The organism is Bradyrhizobium sp. 186, assembly GCF_023101685.1.
Classification (GTDB): domain Bacteria; phylum Pseudomonadota; class Alphaproteobacteria; order Rhizobiales; family Xanthobacteraceae; genus Bradyrhizobium.
This window is the reverse complement of record NZ_CP082164.1, coordinates 2,700,869-2,719,879: the sequence shown is the minus strand read 5'-3', so window position 1 is coordinate 2,719,879 and position 19,011 is coordinate 2,700,869. Positions and strand designations below refer to the sequence as shown.

21 protein-coding genes are annotated in these 19,011 nt (G+C 59.8%); 17 read left to right on the top strand and 4 right to left on the bottom strand.

All coding sequences use genetic code 11. From position 1 onward, the window contains the following. Window positions 1-27: 27 nt before the first annotated feature. A complete protein-coding gene (locus tag IVB18_RS12730; RefSeq protein ID WP_247991978.1) occupies window positions 28-2,241 on the top strand; it encodes a hypothetical protein in 2,214 nt (737 codons plus the stop codon). On the opposite strand, the gene IVB18_RS12725 is transcribed toward IVB18_RS12730, so the two are convergent. Then, complete coding sequence (locus tag IVB18_RS12725) at window positions 2,144-2,515, bottom strand: hypothetical protein (protein ID WP_247989469.1); 372 nt, start codon at window positions 2,513-2,515, stop codon at window positions 2,144-2,146. The genes IVB18_RS12730 and IVB18_RS12725 overlap by 98 nt on opposite strands. Window positions 2,516-2,809: 294 nt before the next feature. Between IVB18_RS12725 and IVB18_RS12720 the strand changes: the two genes are divergently transcribed. Continuing rightward, window positions 2,810-3,103 (top strand): hypothetical protein, encoded by a 294-nt coding sequence (locus IVB18_RS12720; protein WP_247989468.1) that lies wholly within the window; start codon window positions 2,810-2,812, stop codon window positions 3,101-3,103. Here the strand turns inward: IVB18_RS12720 and IVB18_RS12715 are convergent. Beyond that, entirely contained in the window at window positions 3,076-3,336 is a 261-nt protein-coding gene (locus IVB18_RS12715) for a DUF1488 domain-containing protein (protein ID WP_247989467.1), read from the bottom strand. The two genes, IVB18_RS12720 and IVB18_RS12715, sit on opposite strands and share 28 nt — an antisense overlap. Before the next feature lie 661 nt (window positions 3,337-3,997). Between IVB18_RS12715 and IVB18_RS12710 the strand changes: the two genes are divergently transcribed. The 7 genes from IVB18_RS12710 (at window position 3,998) to IVB18_RS12680 (ending at window position 9,152) form a co-directional block, all read left to right on the top strand. After that, window positions 3,998-5,758, top strand: a complete 1,761-nt coding sequence (locus IVB18_RS12710) for an IS1634 family transposase (protein ID WP_247983291.1) — start codon at window positions 3,998-4,000, stop codon at window positions 5,756-5,758. Window positions 5,759-6,175: 417 nt separating this feature from the next. Further along, on the top strand, window positions 6,176-6,559 hold the full coding sequence (locus tag IVB18_RS12705; RefSeq protein ID WP_247989466.1) for a response regulator: 384 nt from the start codon (window positions 6,176-6,178) through the stop codon (window positions 6,557-6,559). A gap of 107 nt (window positions 6,560-6,666) precedes the next feature. After that, a complete protein-coding gene (locus tag IVB18_RS12700) occupies window positions 6,667-7,446 on the top strand; it encodes a sensor histidine kinase (RefSeq protein ID WP_247989465.1) in 780 nt (259 codons plus the stop codon). A gap of 213 nt (window positions 7,447-7,659) precedes the next feature. Next, the gene (locus IVB18_RS12695) at window positions 7,660-8,160 is read left to right on the top strand and encodes a hypothetical protein (RefSeq protein WP_247989464.1); all 501 of its coding nucleotides are present in this window, start codon (window positions 7,660-7,662) and stop codon (window positions 8,158-8,160) included. A gap of 43 nt (window positions 8,161-8,203) precedes the next feature. Beyond that, the gene (locus IVB18_RS12690) at window positions 8,204-8,575 is read left to right on the top strand and encodes a signal transduction histidine kinase (protein ID WP_247991621.1); all 372 of its coding nucleotides are present in this window, start codon (window positions 8,204-8,206) and stop codon (window positions 8,573-8,575) included. Between the two features lie 53 nt (window positions 8,576-8,628). Further along, window positions 8,629-8,880, top strand: a complete 252-nt coding sequence (locus tag IVB18_RS12685; RefSeq protein WP_247989463.1) for a hypothetical protein — start codon at window positions 8,629-8,631, stop codon at window positions 8,878-8,880. Continuing rightward, complete coding sequence (locus IVB18_RS12680) at window positions 8,877-9,152, top strand: hypothetical protein (protein ID WP_247989462.1); 276 nt, start codon at window positions 8,877-8,879, stop codon at window positions 9,150-9,152. Before IVB18_RS12685 ends, IVB18_RS12680 begins: the two co-directional genes overlap by 4 nt. 423 nt (window positions 9,153-9,575) lie before the next feature. On the opposite strand, the gene groL is transcribed toward IVB18_RS12680, so the two are convergent. After that, on the bottom strand, window positions 9,576-11,225 hold the full coding sequence (gene groL / locus IVB18_RS12675) for a chaperonin GroEL (RefSeq protein ID WP_247989461.1): 1,650 nt from the start codon (window positions 11,223-11,225) through the stop codon (window positions 9,576-9,578). A 137-nt stretch (window positions 11,226-11,362) separates the two neighbouring features. Next, on the bottom strand, window positions 11,363-11,680 hold the full coding sequence (locus IVB18_RS12670) for a co-chaperone GroES (protein ID WP_057857355.1): 318 nt from the start codon (window positions 11,678-11,680) through the stop codon (window positions 11,363-11,365). Window positions 11,681-13,080: 1,400 nt separating this feature from the next. Here IVB18_RS12670 and IVB18_RS12660 point away from each other — a divergent pair. From IVB18_RS12660 to IVB18_RS51585, 8 genes are all read left to right on the top strand, one after another. Then, on the top strand, window positions 13,081-13,272 hold the full coding sequence (locus IVB18_RS12660; protein ID WP_057857267.1) for a hypothetical protein: 192 nt from the start codon (window positions 13,081-13,083) through the stop codon (window positions 13,270-13,272). A gap of 173 nt (window positions 13,273-13,445) precedes the next feature. Continuing rightward, window positions 13,446-14,186, top strand: a complete 741-nt coding sequence (locus tag IVB18_RS12655; RefSeq protein ID WP_247989459.1) for a class I mannose-6-phosphate isomerase — start codon at window positions 13,446-13,448, stop codon at window positions 14,184-14,186. Further along, window positions 14,173-14,376, top strand: coding sequence for a hypothetical protein (locus IVB18_RS12650; RefSeq protein ID WP_247989458.1), 204 nt, complete (start codon window positions 14,173-14,175; stop codon window positions 14,374-14,376). The genes IVB18_RS12655 and IVB18_RS12650 overlap by 14 nt, the downstream gene beginning before the upstream one ends. Next, window positions 14,373-16,658: a glycosyltransferase family 4 protein gene (locus IVB18_RS12645; RefSeq protein ID WP_247989457.1), complete on the top strand. Its 2,286-nt coding sequence runs from the start codon at window positions 14,373-14,375 to the stop codon at window positions 16,656-16,658. The genes IVB18_RS12650 and IVB18_RS12645 overlap by 4 nt, the downstream gene beginning before the upstream one ends. A 34-nt stretch (window positions 16,659-16,692) precedes the next feature. Next, entirely contained in the window at window positions 16,693-17,991 is a 1,299-nt protein-coding gene (locus IVB18_RS12640) for a glycoside hydrolase family 130 protein (RefSeq protein WP_247989456.1), read from the top strand. 50 nt (window positions 17,992-18,041) lie between these two features. Further along, window positions 18,042-18,242, top strand: coding sequence for a hypothetical protein (locus IVB18_RS12635; RefSeq protein ID WP_247989455.1), 201 nt, complete (start codon window positions 18,042-18,044; stop codon window positions 18,240-18,242). Window positions 18,243-18,475: 233 nt separating this feature from the next. Then, complete coding sequence (locus IVB18_RS12630; RefSeq protein ID WP_247989454.1) at window positions 18,476-18,688, top strand: hypothetical protein; 213 nt, start codon at window positions 18,476-18,478, stop codon at window positions 18,686-18,688. 47 nt (window positions 18,689-18,735) lie between these two features. Beyond that, complete coding sequence (locus tag IVB18_RS51585) at window positions 18,736-18,870, top strand: hypothetical protein (protein WP_256476724.1); 135 nt, start codon at window positions 18,736-18,738, stop codon at window positions 18,868-18,870. Window positions 18,871-19,011: the final 141 nt, after the last annotated feature.

Genomic DNA, 19,011 nt, shown 5'->3' with positions numbered 1-19,011 from the left:
AGCGACCCTTCGCAGGAGGCGGCCGTCATGGAAGCTCGCCAGGCACCGGGCCTTGTCGTCGAAGGCCCGCCAGGAACAGGCAAGAGCCAGACGATCGTCAACATGGTCGCCGATGCGATCGGTATGGGCAAATCTTTGTTGGTGATCTGCCAGAAACAAGCTGCGCTCGAGGTGGTCAGGAAGCGTTTGGATAAGGAACGACTCGGAAACCGTTTCGTGATGATCACCGACGTCAACAGCGATCGCGGGGCCATCATCGCATCGGTACGGGAGCAGGTTGAGCGGTTGCATAGCCAGCCTGTCGGCGGAGCTCCGGCCTGGAAGCGGGATCGCGAACGGTTGGCGGCGCGCATCGAATTGCTGGAAGCGGATCTCGATCGGCAACAGACGGCGCTACATGCGGTGGACCCAAATACGGGACTGACCTATCGCACGCTGCTCGGCGAGCTCCTGGCCATCGAAGCAGCGCAACCCAAGCCGATGGATCTTCCCTCGATCCGCCCGTTGCTCACGGATCTTCACCCCGCAGATGTCGTCGCGCTCGAAGAAAATTGCGGACCGTTGGCACGATTTTGGTTACCGGCCAAATTCGAAGGCAGCTCACTCTCGGTACTCAAGCTTTTCAATCCCGATCGGGGCACCGCGGACACCCTGGTGCAGTCTCTGCGTACGTTCGCGGAAATCGATGCAAGGCGCGAGGAGGTCGATGCCGAGACATCGGACTCGTTTGACGTCGCCGACGCCGACCGCCTGCGAACGTGGATGGCAGGCGCCGGCAATTTGCGCTCCATCGGTGACGCCCTATGCACCAATTTGGGTCGTTGGCTTCCACTGTTCCGAAGTCCGGAGGGCAACGGTTCTCGGGGCACCAATATGCTTGTCGGTCTTATCCAGGTCGAAGCGGGACTGTCCGCGCTCAACGCCTCCCAACACCAGCCCGGGATTTCTGAAAAGCTTATTTCGATTCGATCGGACGAACTGCGCAAGCTTGACGCTCTCGCCAAGGGGGTCCTCAGCCCCGCCAGCGGATTGGGGCACATCAATCCCATGCGCTGGATACGGAAGCGAAATCTGCGAAATCTGATGGTTGCAAAGGAAATTGCTTCAGACGATGAGGGCGTCCAGGCGCTCGCTAATGCGATCGACCTGGAGATGGGTCTGCGGCCGTTAAGGCTCAAGCTTGCCGACTACGTAATGGCGCTCCTCAATCGCGCTCCGGACTCGAAGCTTCCACCGGGCCCCCTGGCTGCTCTCGCCGGCAATCTTCATTCCATCGTCACGCGCATTCATGACTTCGTGTCGCTTATCGACGAGTGCCCTCAGAAAGCCGAGTTGGATCAGGCTGCCATGACAGGCGCGATGAAGGACTTGGATACCTTCTTCGATCGCGCAGATCGTTCGCTTCGACGCCACGACGCGCGGGCGGCAAGCTCCCAGGCTCTAGAGCAGCTAAAACCATATCTCGATGAGCTTTGGACCGGGTTGCGGCGTTCAGCAATCCATGGCGGACGCTCAAACGGGACAGCCATCAGTCTCATTCTCGAAGCTGCCCCGACACTCGCGAGCTTTCAGGAATTTCGGCTTCGGTCGGTGCGTCTTGGAGAGGCGGAACGCACGATCTTCCGGACCCTCAGGGCGAAGGAGACAGATCTGCTGCGGCTGCCAACCGCCGATCTCGACGCGTGCGTTCGCGGCACGACCGCGCGCGAGGCCAGGATTGCATGGAAGGCCGCAATGGAAGCCTCCAATCCGGAGGTCCTTTTCGACGCTGATGCAAGCGACGTGAAGGTCAAGTCGCTTGCGGAAGCCGATAGGAAAATCCGGAACTGCAACAGGGAATTGCTCATCAACGACATTGATCCCGGTCGCGTCCGGCCGGCGTCAGATTGGGTACCAATAACGAGACTAAGCGGCCACAGGGCGCTGCGGCTGCGCGAATTCATCGATCGCGGAAGCGCACTAGGCCTGCTCGCATTGAGGCCCGTTTGGCTCATGACGCCCGACGTGGCGAGTCGCGTACTCCAGCCGAAGCCCGGCCTCTTCGATACCGTCATCTTCGACGAAGCCTCCCAGATGCCCGTCGAATACGCCCTGCCCACTCTGTTTCGGAGCAAGATCGTCGTCGTCAGCGGGGACGAACCGCTCAGCTCTTTGTGGCCATCTTCGAGAGTTCGGCTTCCACGCCGGCCGCGCAGGCCCTCGCGAATGAATAGTCCATGCTCGTGGCGGCAACGGTCTTGACGTATTCGCTGATGACGTTGTCCTTTGAATAGGAGCCCGCCGCCTTGAACTTGGCGACGGCGCCGTCGGCCGCCGTGAACTGCGCGACGCATATCGGGACCAGGACAGACATCCGGCCGTTGCTCTCTGCCATTGCGGTCATGGTTTTGGCAGTGCCGCCGGTGACCCAGCCGCCCCACATGAATCCGATCGCCATCGCCGCAACAGCGCCGAAAGCGATACCCTGGAGAAAGCGTGTCCGCGCCTCACCCTGCAAAATTTCGGGCATTCTCATGATGGTTTCCTTTTTTGTTTGCGCGCACGAGCGCGTTCGCAGCCGCGGACGCCGCTTGCATCCGCTTGGCAAAAACATTCAGCCTATTGAGATTGCGCCTTCCGATGGCACGTTAGCTGCCGCTACGAGGATGAGCAGCGACTTCGGAAGTCACCGCTTCATGGACAGCTTCAAGGCGAACAACTGCCACCCTGTCGTTAAACGGTAGACCTTTGTCCTGATGCTGTACAGCACGTTCTGGGTCTCTAGTCAGAAGGTCGCAGCGCCAACGTCTTTGGAGAGCGGTCTCAGGCCGTGATCGCAGCTATCAGCGGCTTTCAAACTTCGGAACCGTCCACTGCTGACACAAATGAAAAAAGCTTCACCGAGAGCGATTTCCTACATTTAGGGATCTTTGTGCGCTACAGCAGCAAGCCGGGGGATTGCTCTTTCCGGATGTCCCGCAACGCCACCAAGCAATTATTCAGCTTGGCGGCGTTGTGCGTTTTGTTCGCGACGAACGAGCACCTGCGCCCGGTCTGGCCACGTCGTCTCGCTGATCAGATCAAAAGTGTTTCGCTTCAAAAATTTGCGGCGATCAGATCGTAAGAGCCCCGGCTTCCACGGACGTAAACCTTCGCAGCCGCCGCGCATATCACATCACGGTTGCAATCGAACGCGTTCAGGAAACCGGCCTCGTCGGGGCGGGTACCTGGTTGAATTCGCCTCAATGCGCCCTCGTATATGAAGAATGTCGTTTCCAGCGCGCTGTCGTGCCCCCAAAACCGCACCGCTCGCCGGGTTTGGTCATATGAACGGCTATGATTTGGAAACTCGATCATGGGTTGCCGCCGATCAGTATTCGCCGACGAACCACGCGTCTCACCGGCTTTCTCACGACCTGTGTCGAGACCTGGTTCAATGGCCTCGGGACCCGCCCATCGAAGCGATGTGCATTTGGTCAATGTCGTTGACGATAGTTTGGCGTGGCCAAGCTTCGCGCTGCCGTAAGGGCGATGCTGAAGCAATATGATGGCGCTGGGATTTAGATGGCTACTCAATGCCGCATTACAAGCCTTGCCAGCCGGCCCCCGAAAGCAAACTGCGATTCTCCTCGCTATTCGGCAAATCGTCCCTATATCCAAGACATCACCGCGCGCGCTGGGCTACTATCGGTGACTGAGAGCGTTGCGCTCCCGCCTCAACCTAAAGGGCGGTCATATGCCAAAACTCCCCACATTCAATCTTCATGAGTGGCTGGTACCCCCGGTATTGATGCCGATCTTTTTTGTGCTGCTGGTCGCCGCTGCGATGGTTATTCAGTGGTGATCCCGCGTAGCGCGGTTAATACCGCAGAACGGGCCGTCTCCGACTAGACCGAAGTTTGCGCTTGGTTTGACCTGAAAGACGAATCCTTTCGGGCGGATGGGCGGAGAGTAGTTTGCAGTTTGTATCCATGTAACGGGGATTCCCAAATCAGTCGAGATGTGATTCGATTTGGGAATGTTCATCGAGACGATTCCCAATCGAGGCTCGCCGCCTGCGGTGCTGTTGCGGGAGGCGTATCGCGACGAGCATGGCCGCGCGCAGAAGCGGACCTTGGCCAATCTGAGCAAGCTGCCGGTGGATTTGATTGGCGGACTGAAGGCTCTGCTCAAGGGCGGCACGGTGATTGGCACCGGACCGGACGAGATTCAAATCGAGCGCTCACTGCCTCACGGCCATGTTGCAGCGGCGCTCGGGACGATCCGCAGAATTGCACTGGATCGGCTGATTTTAAGCACGACGAAGGATGAGGCATCGCGACGCCATTACGATCTGGTGGTAGCCATGATCGTTGATCGGTTGATTGCGCCACGCTCGAAGCTTGGCTTTGTACGGGCGGTGGATCAGGAGACGGCAATCTCCAGCCTCGGATCGGTTCTGCGCCTGGGCAAGGTGAAGGAGCGCGAGGCCTATGAGGCGCTCGATTGGCTGGTCGAGCGCCAGGCGCGGATCGAGACCGGCTTGGCGCGGCGACATCTCCAGGACGGCGTGCTGGTGCTCTACGACGTCAGCTCGTCCTACTTTGAGGGCCGCTGCTGTCCGCTGGCGCGCTATGGCCATAGCCGCGATCACCGGGGCGACCGGCCGCAGATTGTCTACGGGCTGCTCTGTACGCGTGAGGGGCTGCCGATTGCGGTTGAAGTCTTCGACGGCAACACGGCCGATCCGAAGACGCTGAGTTCTCAAGTCCAAAAGATCAAGGATCGCTTCGGGATCAGCCGTATGGTGTTGGTCGGGGATCGGGGAATGATCACCTCGGCACGCATCCGCGATGATCTCAAGCCGGCGGGCGTCGATTGGATCACCTGCCTGCGCGCGCCGGCGATCCAGGCTTTGGCGGCGGAGAACGGGCCGCTGCAGCTGTCGCTGTTCGATGACCGCGATCTCGCCGAAATCAGCGCCCCTGACCTGTTCCCAGGCGAGCGGCTGATCGTCTGTCGCAATCGCGATCTGGCAGCCGAACGAGCGCGCAAACGCGAGGATCTGCTGGCCGCGACCGAGCACGAACTTGCCCGCGTTCAAGCGCAGGTCCAGCGCAAACACTCTGCGTTGCGCAGTTCCGCCCAGATCGGCATCGCGGTTGGTGCGGTTTTGGACCGCAAGAAGATGGCCAAGCACTTCGACGTCGAAGTGGCCGATGGCTATCTCTCATGGCAGCGACGGATCGAGCAGATCGAGGAAGAGGCTCGCCTCGACGGCATCTACGTCATCCGAACCAGCATACCCGCTGGGCATCTCGACGCTGCAGAGGCGGTTCAGGCCTACAAGGACCTGTCGCGAGTCGAACGCAGCTTCCGGTCCATGAAAACCATCGATCTCGAAATACGGCCGATCCGCCACTGGACGGCACAGCACGTGCGGGCCCATGTCTTCCTGTGCATGCTGGCCTATCACGTCGAATGGCACCTGCGAGAAGCCTTGGCGCCGCTGTTGTTCCACGACACCGACCTTGAGGCCGCCCGGGGAGAACGGACCTCTCCCGTCGCCAAGACCGAACCATCTGAGGCGGCGAAGGCCAAGAAGGCAACAAAGCGATCAGCCGACGGCCATCACGTCATGAGCTTCGATGCGCTCATCGCCCATCTCGGCACGCTGGTCCGAAACACGATGCGCGTGCCCCTTCACACCAAGCATCGCTTCATGCTCCATTCCACACCAACCTCCGTCCAGGAAGCCGCGTTCAAGCTGCTCGATCTTGACCCGCTGCGTGTCCAGTAATTGAAAACACCGACCGTCAACTTATCGAGTCGGATCAATCCCTTGCACACTTCCCAAGCGAAAACTTCGGACTAGACGAACCCAATCGACGCTTGCCCGCGGTCTGGAGGCCAGGGCGGTTGTCGCCCTCGACGAGGCTCGCGAGATGGCGCCGGGGGATGAACGCACCGAGGCGACTCACGATGCATTAGTCCCTTCGCAATGCCGTCGAGCTTCACGAATTTCTCTCCGGCAAGCGCGACGCACCGGCCGCGTGACGGCAGCGTTGGCGCGAAGCCCATCACGTGAGCAACCTACCGTTGGCGGCGACTTTATTGCTCCATTGTTGAGCCAACGGGGGATCCTATAGGCAGCGAGATGCTTGTCCTAAATCGAACGCCTGTTCCAGTCGATGGCGATCCCCGCGAGAGCCCTATGATGACGCCTGATCATCCATGCATTCCTGCAGTAGTTCTCGTTGTCGAGGACGAGATGGTGCTCCGGATGCGCGCGATCGACATCGTCGAAGACGCGGGATACATGCCACTCGAGGCGATGGATGCCGCCGAAGCCGTCGCCATCCTGGAATCCCGATCCGACGTCGCGCTGATCTGCACCGATATCCAGATGCCTGGCCAAATGGACGGCGTCGGACTTGCGCATGCCGTGCATGCGCGTTGGCCGGTGATCAAAATCATCGTGGTATCGGGACAATTGAAGCTGCAGGACCTCGATCTTCCGCCCCGCAGCAGGTTTCTCGGCAAGCCGCTCAATGCCGGGGAAGTGATAGCCGAAATGCGCGACATGATCGGCCACGCCTGAGACAGCAGTGCTTTTCACACCGAACACAGCCTAAATCGCGTGATTGAAGCAGAAACTCAGCCACCGAAGATCAGTGCGGTACCCAGCTCATGAGGATATAATCGGCGATGTCTGAAGCCGATCTCCGTGCGGACCCGCGGCCCGCAAGCAGCGCAACACCATACCAGGACGACCTGGCGGCAGAAAATGTCAGCTTGCGGCTTCTGCTCGCGCAGGCCGAGATTGATGCACTGAGTTTGCTTACCACGGCCGGCATCGACGCCAGGGAGCGCGAGGCGTCCGAGAAGCTGCAGAAGCTGATCCTCGAGGAACTGCACCACCGTATCAAGAATACGCTCGCGACCGTCGGCGCCATCGTCTCGCAGAGTCTGCGCGGCCTGCCAGGCGCCGAGCACGCACAGCACGCCATCGAGGGCCGGCTGCTCGCGCTTGGGCGCGCGCACGACCTCCTTTTGCAGGCAAGATGGAGCAGCGCGAACCTTGGCACGATCGTCCGCAGCGCGACCGAAGCCTTCGATAATCCCGACGAGCCTAAATTTTCGATTTGGGGACCCGATATCCGGATGATGTCGGGCGCCGTCATCGCCATCGCGATGACGCTGAACGAGCTTTGCACCAACACCACGAAGTTTGGCGCCCTGTCGGTCCCGCAAGGGCGCGTCGACATCAACTGGACGCTGGATCAACAGGCGCAGCGCCTGCACCTTACATGGACCGAGAGAAATGGCGCAGCAGTCCGCCTGCCCGAAAAGCGCAGCTTCGGGACACGGCTGATCGAGACGCTCGGCAGGCAACTCCGGGGTGACGTGAGGCTTACCTATGAGCCGACCGGGTTCGTCTACACATTCGACGTGCCGATGTCTTCTCTGACTTCGGCGGCGGCATAAGCCCGTATTCGGGCATTGCGGAAGCCAAATCGCAACCTGCATTCGCTCGGACTGCTACAATCTCGCAGGAACGGCTTTTGCCCACGATTAATGACGTCGTGATTTGTCACCGAAGCTCGTTATTCGGCCCTGTGATCCCCATATATAGCTCCATCCTCGTCAACCATCGGGATCGGTCGGAACGCGCGGAGACTTCCAACGAAAGGACGCGGCATGTTTAGATCTCAGCAGCACCGCGAAAAGGCCGCCGCATACGGCGAACTGATCAAGCATTCGAGCGGTCAGGGCGAAAGCGACGAACTTCAGAAACAAAGGGATCGCCACTCAGCGCTCGCCGATAACGAGCAGGGATTGGCTGATGACTACGACAGCGCCGTAAACGCAGCGGAACAGGATCGCGCCCGCGGCCTCGCCCTGGCGGCCGAGGAGGAGCACGTCTTGCGATGTCTCGGCGCGGCCGTCATCATGCAATGGAACGCACTTCCGAAGACGCTGCAACGCGAGATCTTCGACACCGCCGGATCGGTCGGAGAGTTATTGGAGACGGCGGCGCTTCGCGGGCAGATCGCCCGCTTTCTGCACAAGCATAAGAATGATGCCGGCCGCAAAAAGGCTTCGACGGAGGATGCGCATCGCGACGCGAAATCGCGCGCCGCGGCTCTGTCGCGATGGGACGATGAGGGAGGCGCAGTCCCCGACGGACTGCCGAGGTGAACCAACGTCGGCAACAGGAGGATTCCCCATGTCACGTAAAAACATGTCACTGACAAAATTCGGCATCGATGACGGCCCGCACAACATGGACGGGCTGCGGCTTCTCGCGCGGGACGGAACTGAACCGGTCGAAGCGTTCATAGGCCGCAAGGTGATGGACGTCTGGGTCGAATCCATCGAGCACCGCGGAGGACGGCAGAGCCTGTTCCGCGATCAGTACAACGCGTTGGGCAAGCGCAATCTTGCGGCGATCGAGCGGATCGTGAACGCGAAATACCAGCGCGGCGCCGCGATCAACCGCCAGCATCCCTATGTCGAGGTTCTGGTCTCGGACATCACGGAAAGCGGCGAGGTTCTAAATCTAAGTGAACTCGTGCGCGAGCCTTTGCCGCCGGCATTTCATAGGCTGGCTTGAGATCTGCGCCGCGAACAGATGGCGGATGTTTCGTAAGAAGAAGATCTTGTGACATGCCGCTCACGCGAGGAGGATTTCGGCACTACGACTATGACCGGATGGTGGTTTGGAAGTGGCATGCGCTATTCAGCTCCGCTGCGACGACCTGGATGGATCAACTGGAAGGTATCCATCACCACATCGCCGGCGTACCTTTTGCGGTACGCTCAAGAGCGATCTTGAAGAGGGACAACGGCCGTCTGTCGAACGGCGAGAAAGTCAACCGCCTCGCAGGCTTTGTCTTTGAAGCGTGGCGAGTCAGTTGATTTTGGTCGCTATTGGCAGCGGCAACCGAAAGATGTTCATGCCTAAGCAAAAGCTTCATACCCAAGAAGAAGTCTTTAAAGATCATGTCTCCGGTCAGTATGACGAAACCATATTTCGTTTCAGAGTGCCGGGTGGCTGGATTTATACGCACACTATTATTCGGTTTGGTTCGGTCGATAAAAGCTATGTAGCCGATACTTTCGTTCCTGACTCTACAGTGGACTTGGATCTTCCAATTCATCCCACGGATGATCCGCGACGCAATCTGTGACTTGGTCGCGCGCAACCGCTATCGCTGGTTCGGCCGTCGTGACGCTTGCATCCTGCCCGAATTCGGATCGTTTCTTGGCCCTCGTGAGCCGCCCCGAAACCGCGGGACGATGGCACCTGGCGCCGGCCGACACGAAGGAAGCAGCGTTACTGCAATTCGACTCAGTCCCAGACGCAGGCAAGCAGTTAAAGGCACTTGGACGATTACCCGAACGTGGGCAATCTGATTGGCTATTCCTATCGCAAGCCCGGCGACTACAAATTCTCGCACGCGCGCTGAAAGCCGATCCGAACTATGTATTGACGTCAGTATTACGGCCTGAGGCAAATTGAGCAGGGCAACCGCGATCAAAGGCACGAGAATGCAGAAAGGCCGGCATCGCTGCCGGGCCTTTCTTTTTCTTTGAGCGCTGAACGGTTGGACTTAGAAATCCATACCACCCATGCCACCCATGCCGCCGCCCGGAGGCATGCCGCCAGCGCCGGCGTTCTTCTTCGGCACTTCGGCCACCATGGCTTCCGTGGTGATCAGGAGAGCCGCGACGGACGCTGCGTTCTGGATCGCCACACGAACCACCTTGGTCGGGTCGATGATGCCCTTGGAGATCAGGTTGACGTATTCGCCGGTCTGCGAGTCAAAGCCGTAGGAATATTGATCCTTCTCGAGGATCTTGCCGACGATCACCGAACCGTCTTCGCCAGCATTGATGGCGATTTGGCGGGCTGGATACGACAACGCCTTGCGGACGATTTCGACGCCGGTCTTCTGGTCGTCGTTCTTGGTGCGAAGTCCCTTGAGATGCTGGGAGGCGCGCAGCAGGGCGACGCCGCCGCCCGGCACGATGCCTTCCTCAACCGCCGCACGGGTCGCATGCATCGCGTCATCCACGCGATCCTTGCGCTCCTTCACCTCGACTTCGGTCGCGCCGCCGACGCGGATCACCGCGACGCCGCCCGCGAGTTTGGCCAGACGCTCCTGCAGCTTCTCACGGTCGTAGTCCGAGGTGGTTTCCTCGATCTGCGCCTTGATCTGCTGAACGCGCGCCTCGATGTCGGCCCTCTTGCCGGCGCCGCTGACGATTGTTGTGTTTTCCTTGTCGATCATCACCTTCTTGGCGCGACCGAGCATGGCGAGCGTGACGTTCTCCAGCTTGATGCCGAGATCTTCCGAGATCGCCTGACCACCGGTCAGAACCGCGATGTCCTGCAGCATGGCCTTGCGGCGATCGCCGAAACCCGGAGCCTTCACGGCAGCAACCTTCAGGCCACCACGCAGACGGTTGACGACGAGGGTGGCGAGAGCTTCGCCTTCGACGTCTTCCGCTATAATTACAAGCGGCTTGCCGCTCTGCACCACGGCTTCGAGCAAGGGAAGCAATTCATTCAACTGAGATAGCTTCTTTTCGTTGATGAGGACGTAGGCATCTTCCATTTCAACGCGCATCTTGTCGGCGTTGGTGACGAAGTAGGGCGAGATGTAGCCGCGGTCGAACTGCATGCCCTCGACGACTTCGAGTTCGGTCTCGAGCGACTTGGCTTCTTCAACCGTGATGACGCCCTCGTTGCCGACCTTCTTCATGGCGTCGGAGAGGAACTTGCCGATTTCGGAGTCGCCGTTGGCAGAGATGGTGCCGACCTGTGCGATCTCCTCGTTCGAGGTGACCTTCTTGGAGTTCTTGACGAGGTCGGCGACCACGGCGTCCACTGCCAAGTCGATACCGCGCTTCAGATCCATCGGGTTCATGCCGGCGGCAACCGCCTTGGCGCCTTCGCGGACGATCGCAGCCGCCAGCACGGTCGCGGTGGTGGTGCCGTCGCCGGCAGCGTCGGCCGCCTTGGAGGCGACTTCGCGCACCATCTGTGCGCCCATGTTCTCGAACTTGTCGTCGAGCTCGATTTCCTTGGCGACGGTGACGCCGTCCTTGGTGATGCGGGGAGCGCCGAACGATTTGTCGAGCACGACGTTGCGGCCCTTCGGACCGAGCGTGACCTTCACCGCGTTGTTGAGAATTTCGACGCCGCGCAGCATCCTGTCGCGGGCGTCGACGCCGAATTTGACTTCCTTGGCTGACATAATGATCTCCGTATTCTCAGATCCCAAGGTCCGCGCGACTGGGCGGATTCCTGAGGGATGAGATTTCGATTGCAGGTCTCTTCCTTCGAGACGCCGGCTGCGCCGGCTCCTCAGGACGAGGGAACGGGCTAAAGCGCTTAAGCGGCCTTCTTTTTGGCGGCGGGAACGTCAGTGAGAACGCCCATGATGTCGCTTTCCTTCATGATCAGAAGCTCCTGACCATCGAGCTTGACCTCGGTGCCCGACCACTTGCCGAATAACACGCGATCACCCACTTTGAGGTCGATCGGGATCAGCTTGCCGGATTCGTCACGGCTGCCCGGACCAACGGCGATGATCTCGCCCTGCGAGGGCTTTTCCTTGGCACTGTCCGGAATGAGGATGCCGCCTGCGGTTTTGTCTTCGGCATCGATGCGTTTGACCACGACGCGATCGTGGAGCGGACGGAACTTCATGCGATCCTCCATGGCTTTTGTGATTATTTCTGGATTGGCAGTCGAAAGGAGCGAGTGCTAGCCGCTCTTCACATAAGCCTGTGACGCGGGGGCGCAAGGGCTTTGGCCCACGAGGTTGCTAATTCAATTCCGATAGTGACCCCGGAGCGGACAGCAGGGCTCGGAAGCCGTCGTGTGCCATCTAACGTGTTCAGGAAATGTCCTAGATTTCGGACCTGTTCTTATAGCCCGGCGGTACTGTCCGTATTTAAGCCCCGGTGTCCTAAGTTGAATTTGGAAGTGTCTTAATTCCGATTTGCGGCGCATAATGAGCAAATGGAAGAGACCCCTCCCAGAGCCTGTATTTGCGGAGCGGTCTACAACCGCGCCGAGTCTATGGCTCCCGAACGCCAGATCAGCAGCTTCGAGTGTTCGGTCTGCGACCAGACCATGGAAAGCTGGAACACCTGGGTGCCGTCCTACCGCCTAATCGCGGGTCCTGTTAGGCCGCCCCAGATCAGCTAGGAACGCTTTTGGTTTCCTGACGTTCGACGTTGTTATGAAGCGATACTTTTTCGATTTGCGAGACGGTGACGAACTGACCCCCGACGATGAGGGTCTGGAACTCTCTACCATGGAGGCTGTGCAAGAAGAGGCCGCGCGTTCGCTGGCAGACATGGCGAGGGACGCGTCCTGTAGGCCCCGCAATGGAGCGGGACACCGGATGGCTATCGAAGTCAGGGATGACACCGGACCGGTGTTACAAGCCAAATTCACGTTCCAGATAGAACGGCTCAAGCACTAAGGCGCCCTGGTTAAAGGATGCTGAGAAGGTAAGCCAGTTCGCGCTGATACCGCTCTGCTGATGAGTTCACCTGCAACCGCTTGCCCTCCACTCATGTGGAAACTGCCGATCTTGAGCCGAAAAATCGGAATGCTTTTCGCGCCGCTGATACGGCCAGATGACACAAAGTCGTCAGTAATTACGAACGAGTCCGCCGGATTATCGCGATCGAAAAGCTGCCGAATATTTTTCACAACGCGCGCTCAACATAGATTCGAGAAGCGCGGTCAGGGGAAGCGCGAAGCTTCGAACCCACCATCATCTTAACGATTCTGCCCCAAAACAAATTGCGATTCTCCTCGCTATTCGGCAGATAGTCACTATATTTAACGGATCACCGCGCGCCCCCGGCTATTATCGGTGACTGAGAGCGTTGCGCTCCCGCCTTAACCAAAAAAGGCGGTCACATGTCTGATACCCTCAAATTCGATCTTCGTGATTGGCTGGTGCCTCCGGTGCTGTTGCCGATCTTTTTTGCGTCGCTGATCACTGCCACCGTGATTATTCAGTGGTAGTCCGCCTCAAGTGACATGCCGGCAACGGGAATCCGAGTGCTTAACAGAAAGCAGGAGTCGGAATGGCAAATACGGCGATCATCAGAGACGCATACGGCGTTCCAGCAATGTTCGTTGATTCGAAAACCGGCAAGGATGATGCCGCCTTTGTCTTTATCAGGGTCGGCGATGAGGAACGCCGGATGCGGTGGGCCGAATGGGATGCGCTTCCCGCCTGGACTGGCGTTCGTCCGTCCTGGGCGACCAAACGCTAATGGACCCAGCAAGGTTGCTATCTGACGCCGGAGTACCCATCTGATCAGTTAGCCCAGCGGGATCGCGACAAACGCGAACATCCCGTCGCGACGCCTTAGCCACGCCAAATCACATAAACGGTATCGACCAACGGCATATCGCTGCGATATGCGCGTTTCGGGTCAGGAAATCTATGGCCATCGAGCATGCCGCCGTGCAGTTTGCGCGCAAACCGTGGGGAGTAGGCGATCTCCATCCATGGAGCAGCATCGACGTTGCCGGTGACCCGGTTGGAGAGTTGTGGTTCCAGCGCACGCACAAGCATGCAGCCATCCCGGCCCTGCTGCTCAAATTACTATTCACCAGCGAGCCCCTCTCGATTCAGGTTCATCCGGGCGATGAATTTGCCCGCTCAATCGGCCTGCCGAACGGCAAGACTGAAGCCTGGTACATTCTCGCAGCGGCCCCAGGCGCGCGGGTTGCGCTGGGACTGAAGCGGCGACTCACGCCACAGGCATTGCGCGCAGCGATCAGGGACGGCTCGATTGCCCACCTCGCGCAATGGCGTCCCGTCGCGAAAGGCGACATCATCTTCGTCCCCGCCGGCACGATCCACGCCATTGGCGCCGGTATCGTACTCGCCGAGATTCAGCAGCGCAACGACACGACATTCCGCCTGTTTGACTACGGCAGGCAGCGCGAACTGCATGAAGAATGCGCCGTCGCTGTTTCCGACGCCGGGCCGGTTCAGGCCCAATCCGGTCCACGACGCCTCACCGCGGCTCGAACAGCCCTGATCACAAGCCAGCATTTCGTCATTGAGCGGATCGACCTGCCGGCGAATTCGAATTGGGCACTCAATGCCGCGGGAAACCTGGATCCTTGCGATCGAGGGCCGGGCGCGGATCGGGTCGACGAACATGTCGGTCGGTGATGCCGTCTTTATCGAGGGCGATCGAACCGACATCGAGGTCGGCGCGGGCGGCATGCGCGGCCTGATGGCTTATCCGGGACCTGATCCCGTTGCCGCCCTGCTGCAGGACGCTGGAGAGCTGACCAAATCTGCCGGCATGTCCGCCGGCCATTCGCCGAAATCAAGCGAGACTGTCGAGGTACAAGCATGACGCCGCTCCGTCGCATCGCCGTTATCGGCAATTCGCTGCCCCGCCGCTGCGGGATCGCAACCTTCACGACCGACCTGCAGCAGGCGATCTCGACGTCACGCCCGACTGTCGAGACCTGCATCGTGGCGATGACCGATCATGGCCAAACCTATGATTATCCCAAGGCGGTCGCTTTTCAGATCCAGGATAACAAGATCGAAGAATACATCCATGCAGCAGACCTCCTGAATGCCGGCCGGTTCGACATCGTATGCCTGCAGCACGAATTCGGAATTTTCGGTGGCGAAGCCGGCGGCCACATCCTCGAACTGCTGTCGCGCCTCACCATGCCTGTCGTGACGACGTTCCACACCGTGCTGGCAAATCCGACCGCCGCGCAACGCGCGGTCATGGAGCGCATCGTCGATGCCTCGTCGAAGGTCGTTGTGATGGCCAACAAGGGCCGCGAACTGCTGCGCAGCGTCTATCAGGTGCCGGACGACAAGATCGAGGTCATAGCCCACGGCATTCCCGACGTCGCGCTTGTCGCGCCCGATGCGGCGAAGGCAAGGCTCGGATTTGACGGAAAGTCGATCATTCTGACATTCGGCCTGCTGTCCCCCAACAAGGGCATCGAAGTCATGATCGACGCCATGCCGTCGATTCTGAAGCGTCGCGCCGATGCGGTGTATGTCGTCCTTGGCGCAACGCATCCGAATCTGGTTCGAGACCAGGGCGAGGCGTATCGCAACAGACTGATGAGGCGGGTCCGCGAACTTGGCGTCGAGGACCACGTTGTGTTCCTCGACCGCTTCGTTGATCTGCCCACGCTGCTCGAATTCATCTCGATGTGCGACGTCTATGTCACGCCCTATCTCAACGAGCCGCAAATGACGTCGGGAACGTTGGCCTACAGCTTCGGACTTGGGAAACCCGTCGTCTCGACGCCTTACTGGCATGCCCGCGAACTGTTGGCCAATGGACGCGGCGTCCTGGTGCCATTCGGCGACGCGGCCGCGATCGCCAGCAAGATCGCGGAATTACTCACCGATGACGTTCGCCGGCAGGCGATGTGCCGGCGCGCCTATGCGGTCAGCAGAACCATGACGTGGGAACGCACCGCCGAGTACTACATGTCGGTTTTTGAGAGCGCGTCTCAGGGTCACTGGCTCAAGGTCATTGCGCCCTCCAACACGGGCGTTCCGGAGCCACGCGGCCCTGCGGCGCCGGACATGCAAATCGGCTATTTCCTGTCGATGTGCGACGATACCGGCCTGTTCCAGCACGCCGTGTATTCGGTGCCCGATCGCTCGCACGGCTATTGCGTCGATGACAACGCCCGCGCGATGCTTTTGGCCTGCGCCCTCAACAGTCCGGGCGAACAGCCGCTGTCGGAAGTCTTGACGGCTCGCTTCGCCGCTTTCGTGCAGCACGCATGGAATCCCGACACCGGGCGGTTTCGCAACTTCATGGGCTTCAATCGAACCTGGCTCGAAGCCAGCGGGTCCGAAGACAGTCACGCGCGGACGCTTTGGGCGCTCGGCGAAACCGCGCGCAGCGACGCAACTCCGTCGCGGCGCCAGTGGGCGGCTGCCTTGTTCGCCGAGGCTCTGTCGACTGTAGAGACCTTTCGCTCTCCGCGGGCGTGGGCGTTCACCCTGCTGGGTTTGGGCGCTTATTGCGCCGTGGCTCCGGATGATCTTCACGGCCAGGAGATCCGGCATTCTCTTGCCGACAGGTTGATGTCCTGTCTGGCGTCGGTCGAAACGCCGGACTGGGTGTGGTTCGAGGAAGGGTTGGCTTACGACAACGCCCGCCTGCCGCAGGCGCTGATGATGACAGGCGCGGCGACGCAAACGCCTGAATACGTGCAGGCCGGATTGAGGTCTCTGCGCTGGCTGATGACGCGACAAACGACGCCGGCAGGGCATTTCCGGCCGGTCGGCACCGCCGGCTTCGGCGAATTGCGGCAACTTCCCCGCGCCTTTGATCAGCAGCCCGTGGAAGCGACGGCGACGATCGCTGCCTGCCTTACGGCATGGCGGGCGGATGGCGATGCCGAGTGGAAAGCGCTTGCGACCCGGGCCTTCACCTGGTTTCTCGGTAGCAACGACCTGTCGGTGGCGCTGGTCGATCCGCACACTGGCAGTTGCCGCGATGGACTGCACCCCGATCGTGCCAATGAAAATCGCGGCGGCGAGTCGGTGGTGTGCTATCTGCTTGGGCTTGCGGAGATTCGCCAGCTTGCGCGCGTCAACGCCGGCCTGACCAAACCCGCGGCACTGCGCGCCATGGGCGCCTGAATGTTGCCTCCTGCTCAAGCGATCGAGGACACCAGTGTCACAGGCCACCTTCCTGAACCGGCAGGCGCTTTATTTGCGTCCCGATCCCGCGCGGGTGATCGTGCGCCCGTTCAAGCCGGCGACTGAACCCCGCGATCTCAACCCGACCGACAAGACGCGTGCAAATCATATCGTCGACCGGGTTCTCGCCCTCGACTCCGAAGCCGTTGCTTCCCAGCTCGCGGACGTTCTTGAAAATTTCCTCGGCCGGCATCGGAACCTGCTGGAGAAGTTCGAGGCCCGCGCGAACGAAATGGAGGAGGCTTTCGCAGCCCATGGCAGCTTTTCAAAGATCCAGCGCCAGTTGATTGGAGCCTATTTTCTCAATGAGTATTCGTTCGAAGCCTCTGCCTTGTTCAATCCCAGCATCGTGCCGCACCCCGACCAATCGAACGCGCCGAAGGGCGGCCTGCGCTTCATTCTCAGCCTCCGTGCGATCGGCGAAGGGCATGTGTCGTCACTGACGTTTCGGGCCGGCACATTCGCAGCCGACGGCAGCGTGACCGTTGATTCGACGGCAAGGCTTGCCTCAAGTCCCCGGATTTGCCATCGCGCATCCGGACCGGACGGCGATCATGTCGAACTGGTCTTCAAGCCCGAGGAAGAACTCAGCGAGCGCGTCATCTTTCCGGTCACCGAATCCCAATCGAACGGCATCGAGGACGCCCGCTTTTTCGAGTTCAGCGATGGCGGCCGAAAAACCTACTACGCCACCTATACCGCCTATAGCGGACGGGCGATCCGCTCCGAGTTGATTGAGACCCACGATTTCATGTCGTTCCGGTTGGCGCCGTTGAAAGGCGCCGCGGCACGCAACAAGGGCATGGCGCTGTTCCCGCGCAAGATCGGCGGCAAATACGCCGTGATCGCGCGACAGGACAATGAGAACCTGTACCTGATCTATTCAGACGACCTGTACACTTGGGGCGACGGCCAGGCCATTCTGAAGCCGGAATTTCCCTGGGAGTTCGTTCAGATCGGCAATTGCGGATCGCCTATCGAGCTCGATGAAGGCTGGCTGCTGCTGACGCATGGCGTCGGCCCGGTGCGCAAATACTCGATCGGGGCGGCGTTGCTCGACAAGAACGACCCCTCGAAGGTGCTAGCCCGCTCCCGCGAGCCGTTGCTGCGGCCCGAGCCGTCGGAGCGCGAGGGATACGTCCCCAACGTCGTCTATACCTGCGGGGCAATGCGGCACAACGACCACATCATTCTGCCATACGCGGTGTCGGATACCTTCTCCAATTTCGCGACCATCAAGATTTCGGCGCTGATGCAGGCGATGAAAAGTTGACTGCCGCTTGAGCAGCGCCAATTCGTCCATTGAAAAGTCAGGGAGCCTGAATGAGCGAGCGACTTGAAACGCTGAAGAAAGCCCGTGCACGCATGATCGAGGAAAGGGACGTGCATGCGAAGGTGCTGGCCGCTCCGTTTGACCGGGACAAGGCCGAGCGGGCACGCAACAAGTTCATCGAGATTCAGATGCTGGTCGACGCACTGGATCGCGCCCTCAGTGGAGAGGAAGTCATTTTGCCGAAAGGCTGAACCGCGGCGGCAGGGAGGCGCAGCATCAACTAATGCATGGCTATTCGGGGGCAAAGGGCGCACAGTTGCACAATGCGAGTCTTCAGATTGCGCCGAACGAACTCCCTGGTTCAAGCCCTGGATCCCACGGCAGGAGATGAATGCAGGCTTGGCGCCATGTCCTTTCGGGCGTCGGCTGGACTTGAAAGGGCGCGGTGATGCCTACGCTATCGAAACTCCTGCTTGAGAATGGGTTGCCCGATCTTCCGGTGTTGTTGATCGAGCCGCATCGCAACCACAGGGGCATCTGGCGCATCAAATTCAGCTATGAAACGGGCGAGCCGTTCTCCATGGCTGCGACCCAGGCATCGATCATGGTTTCCCGTCTGCATGAGATCGGGGAAGTCGAACTGGCCGACGAGATCGACGGCGCGATGAGAATTGCGACGCGCTACGCGACAATGTGAAACTCGGCGTGCAATGACGGCGTCATCATAACCCAAAGGAGATCGACATGGCCAAGGGCGAGCAAAAAGGAAATCGCGAAGCCAAGAAGCCCAAGAAAGAGAAGATCAAGACAATAGCTGCGGCGCCAAGCCAAAAGGCCGCCGGATGGCAACCGGGTTTCGCGTCCGGCAAGAAGAAATAGCAGCGCAAGCGTCGACGTAAAGCGATCCGCTGAACTGACGCGTTCGAGCGCGCGCAAAAGCGCGTTCTCGCAGGGCTGCGTGATCGAAAAGCGCTGATTGGCCTATTGCTTCGTGGGGGCGGCCTGCGCTCGTGGACGCGG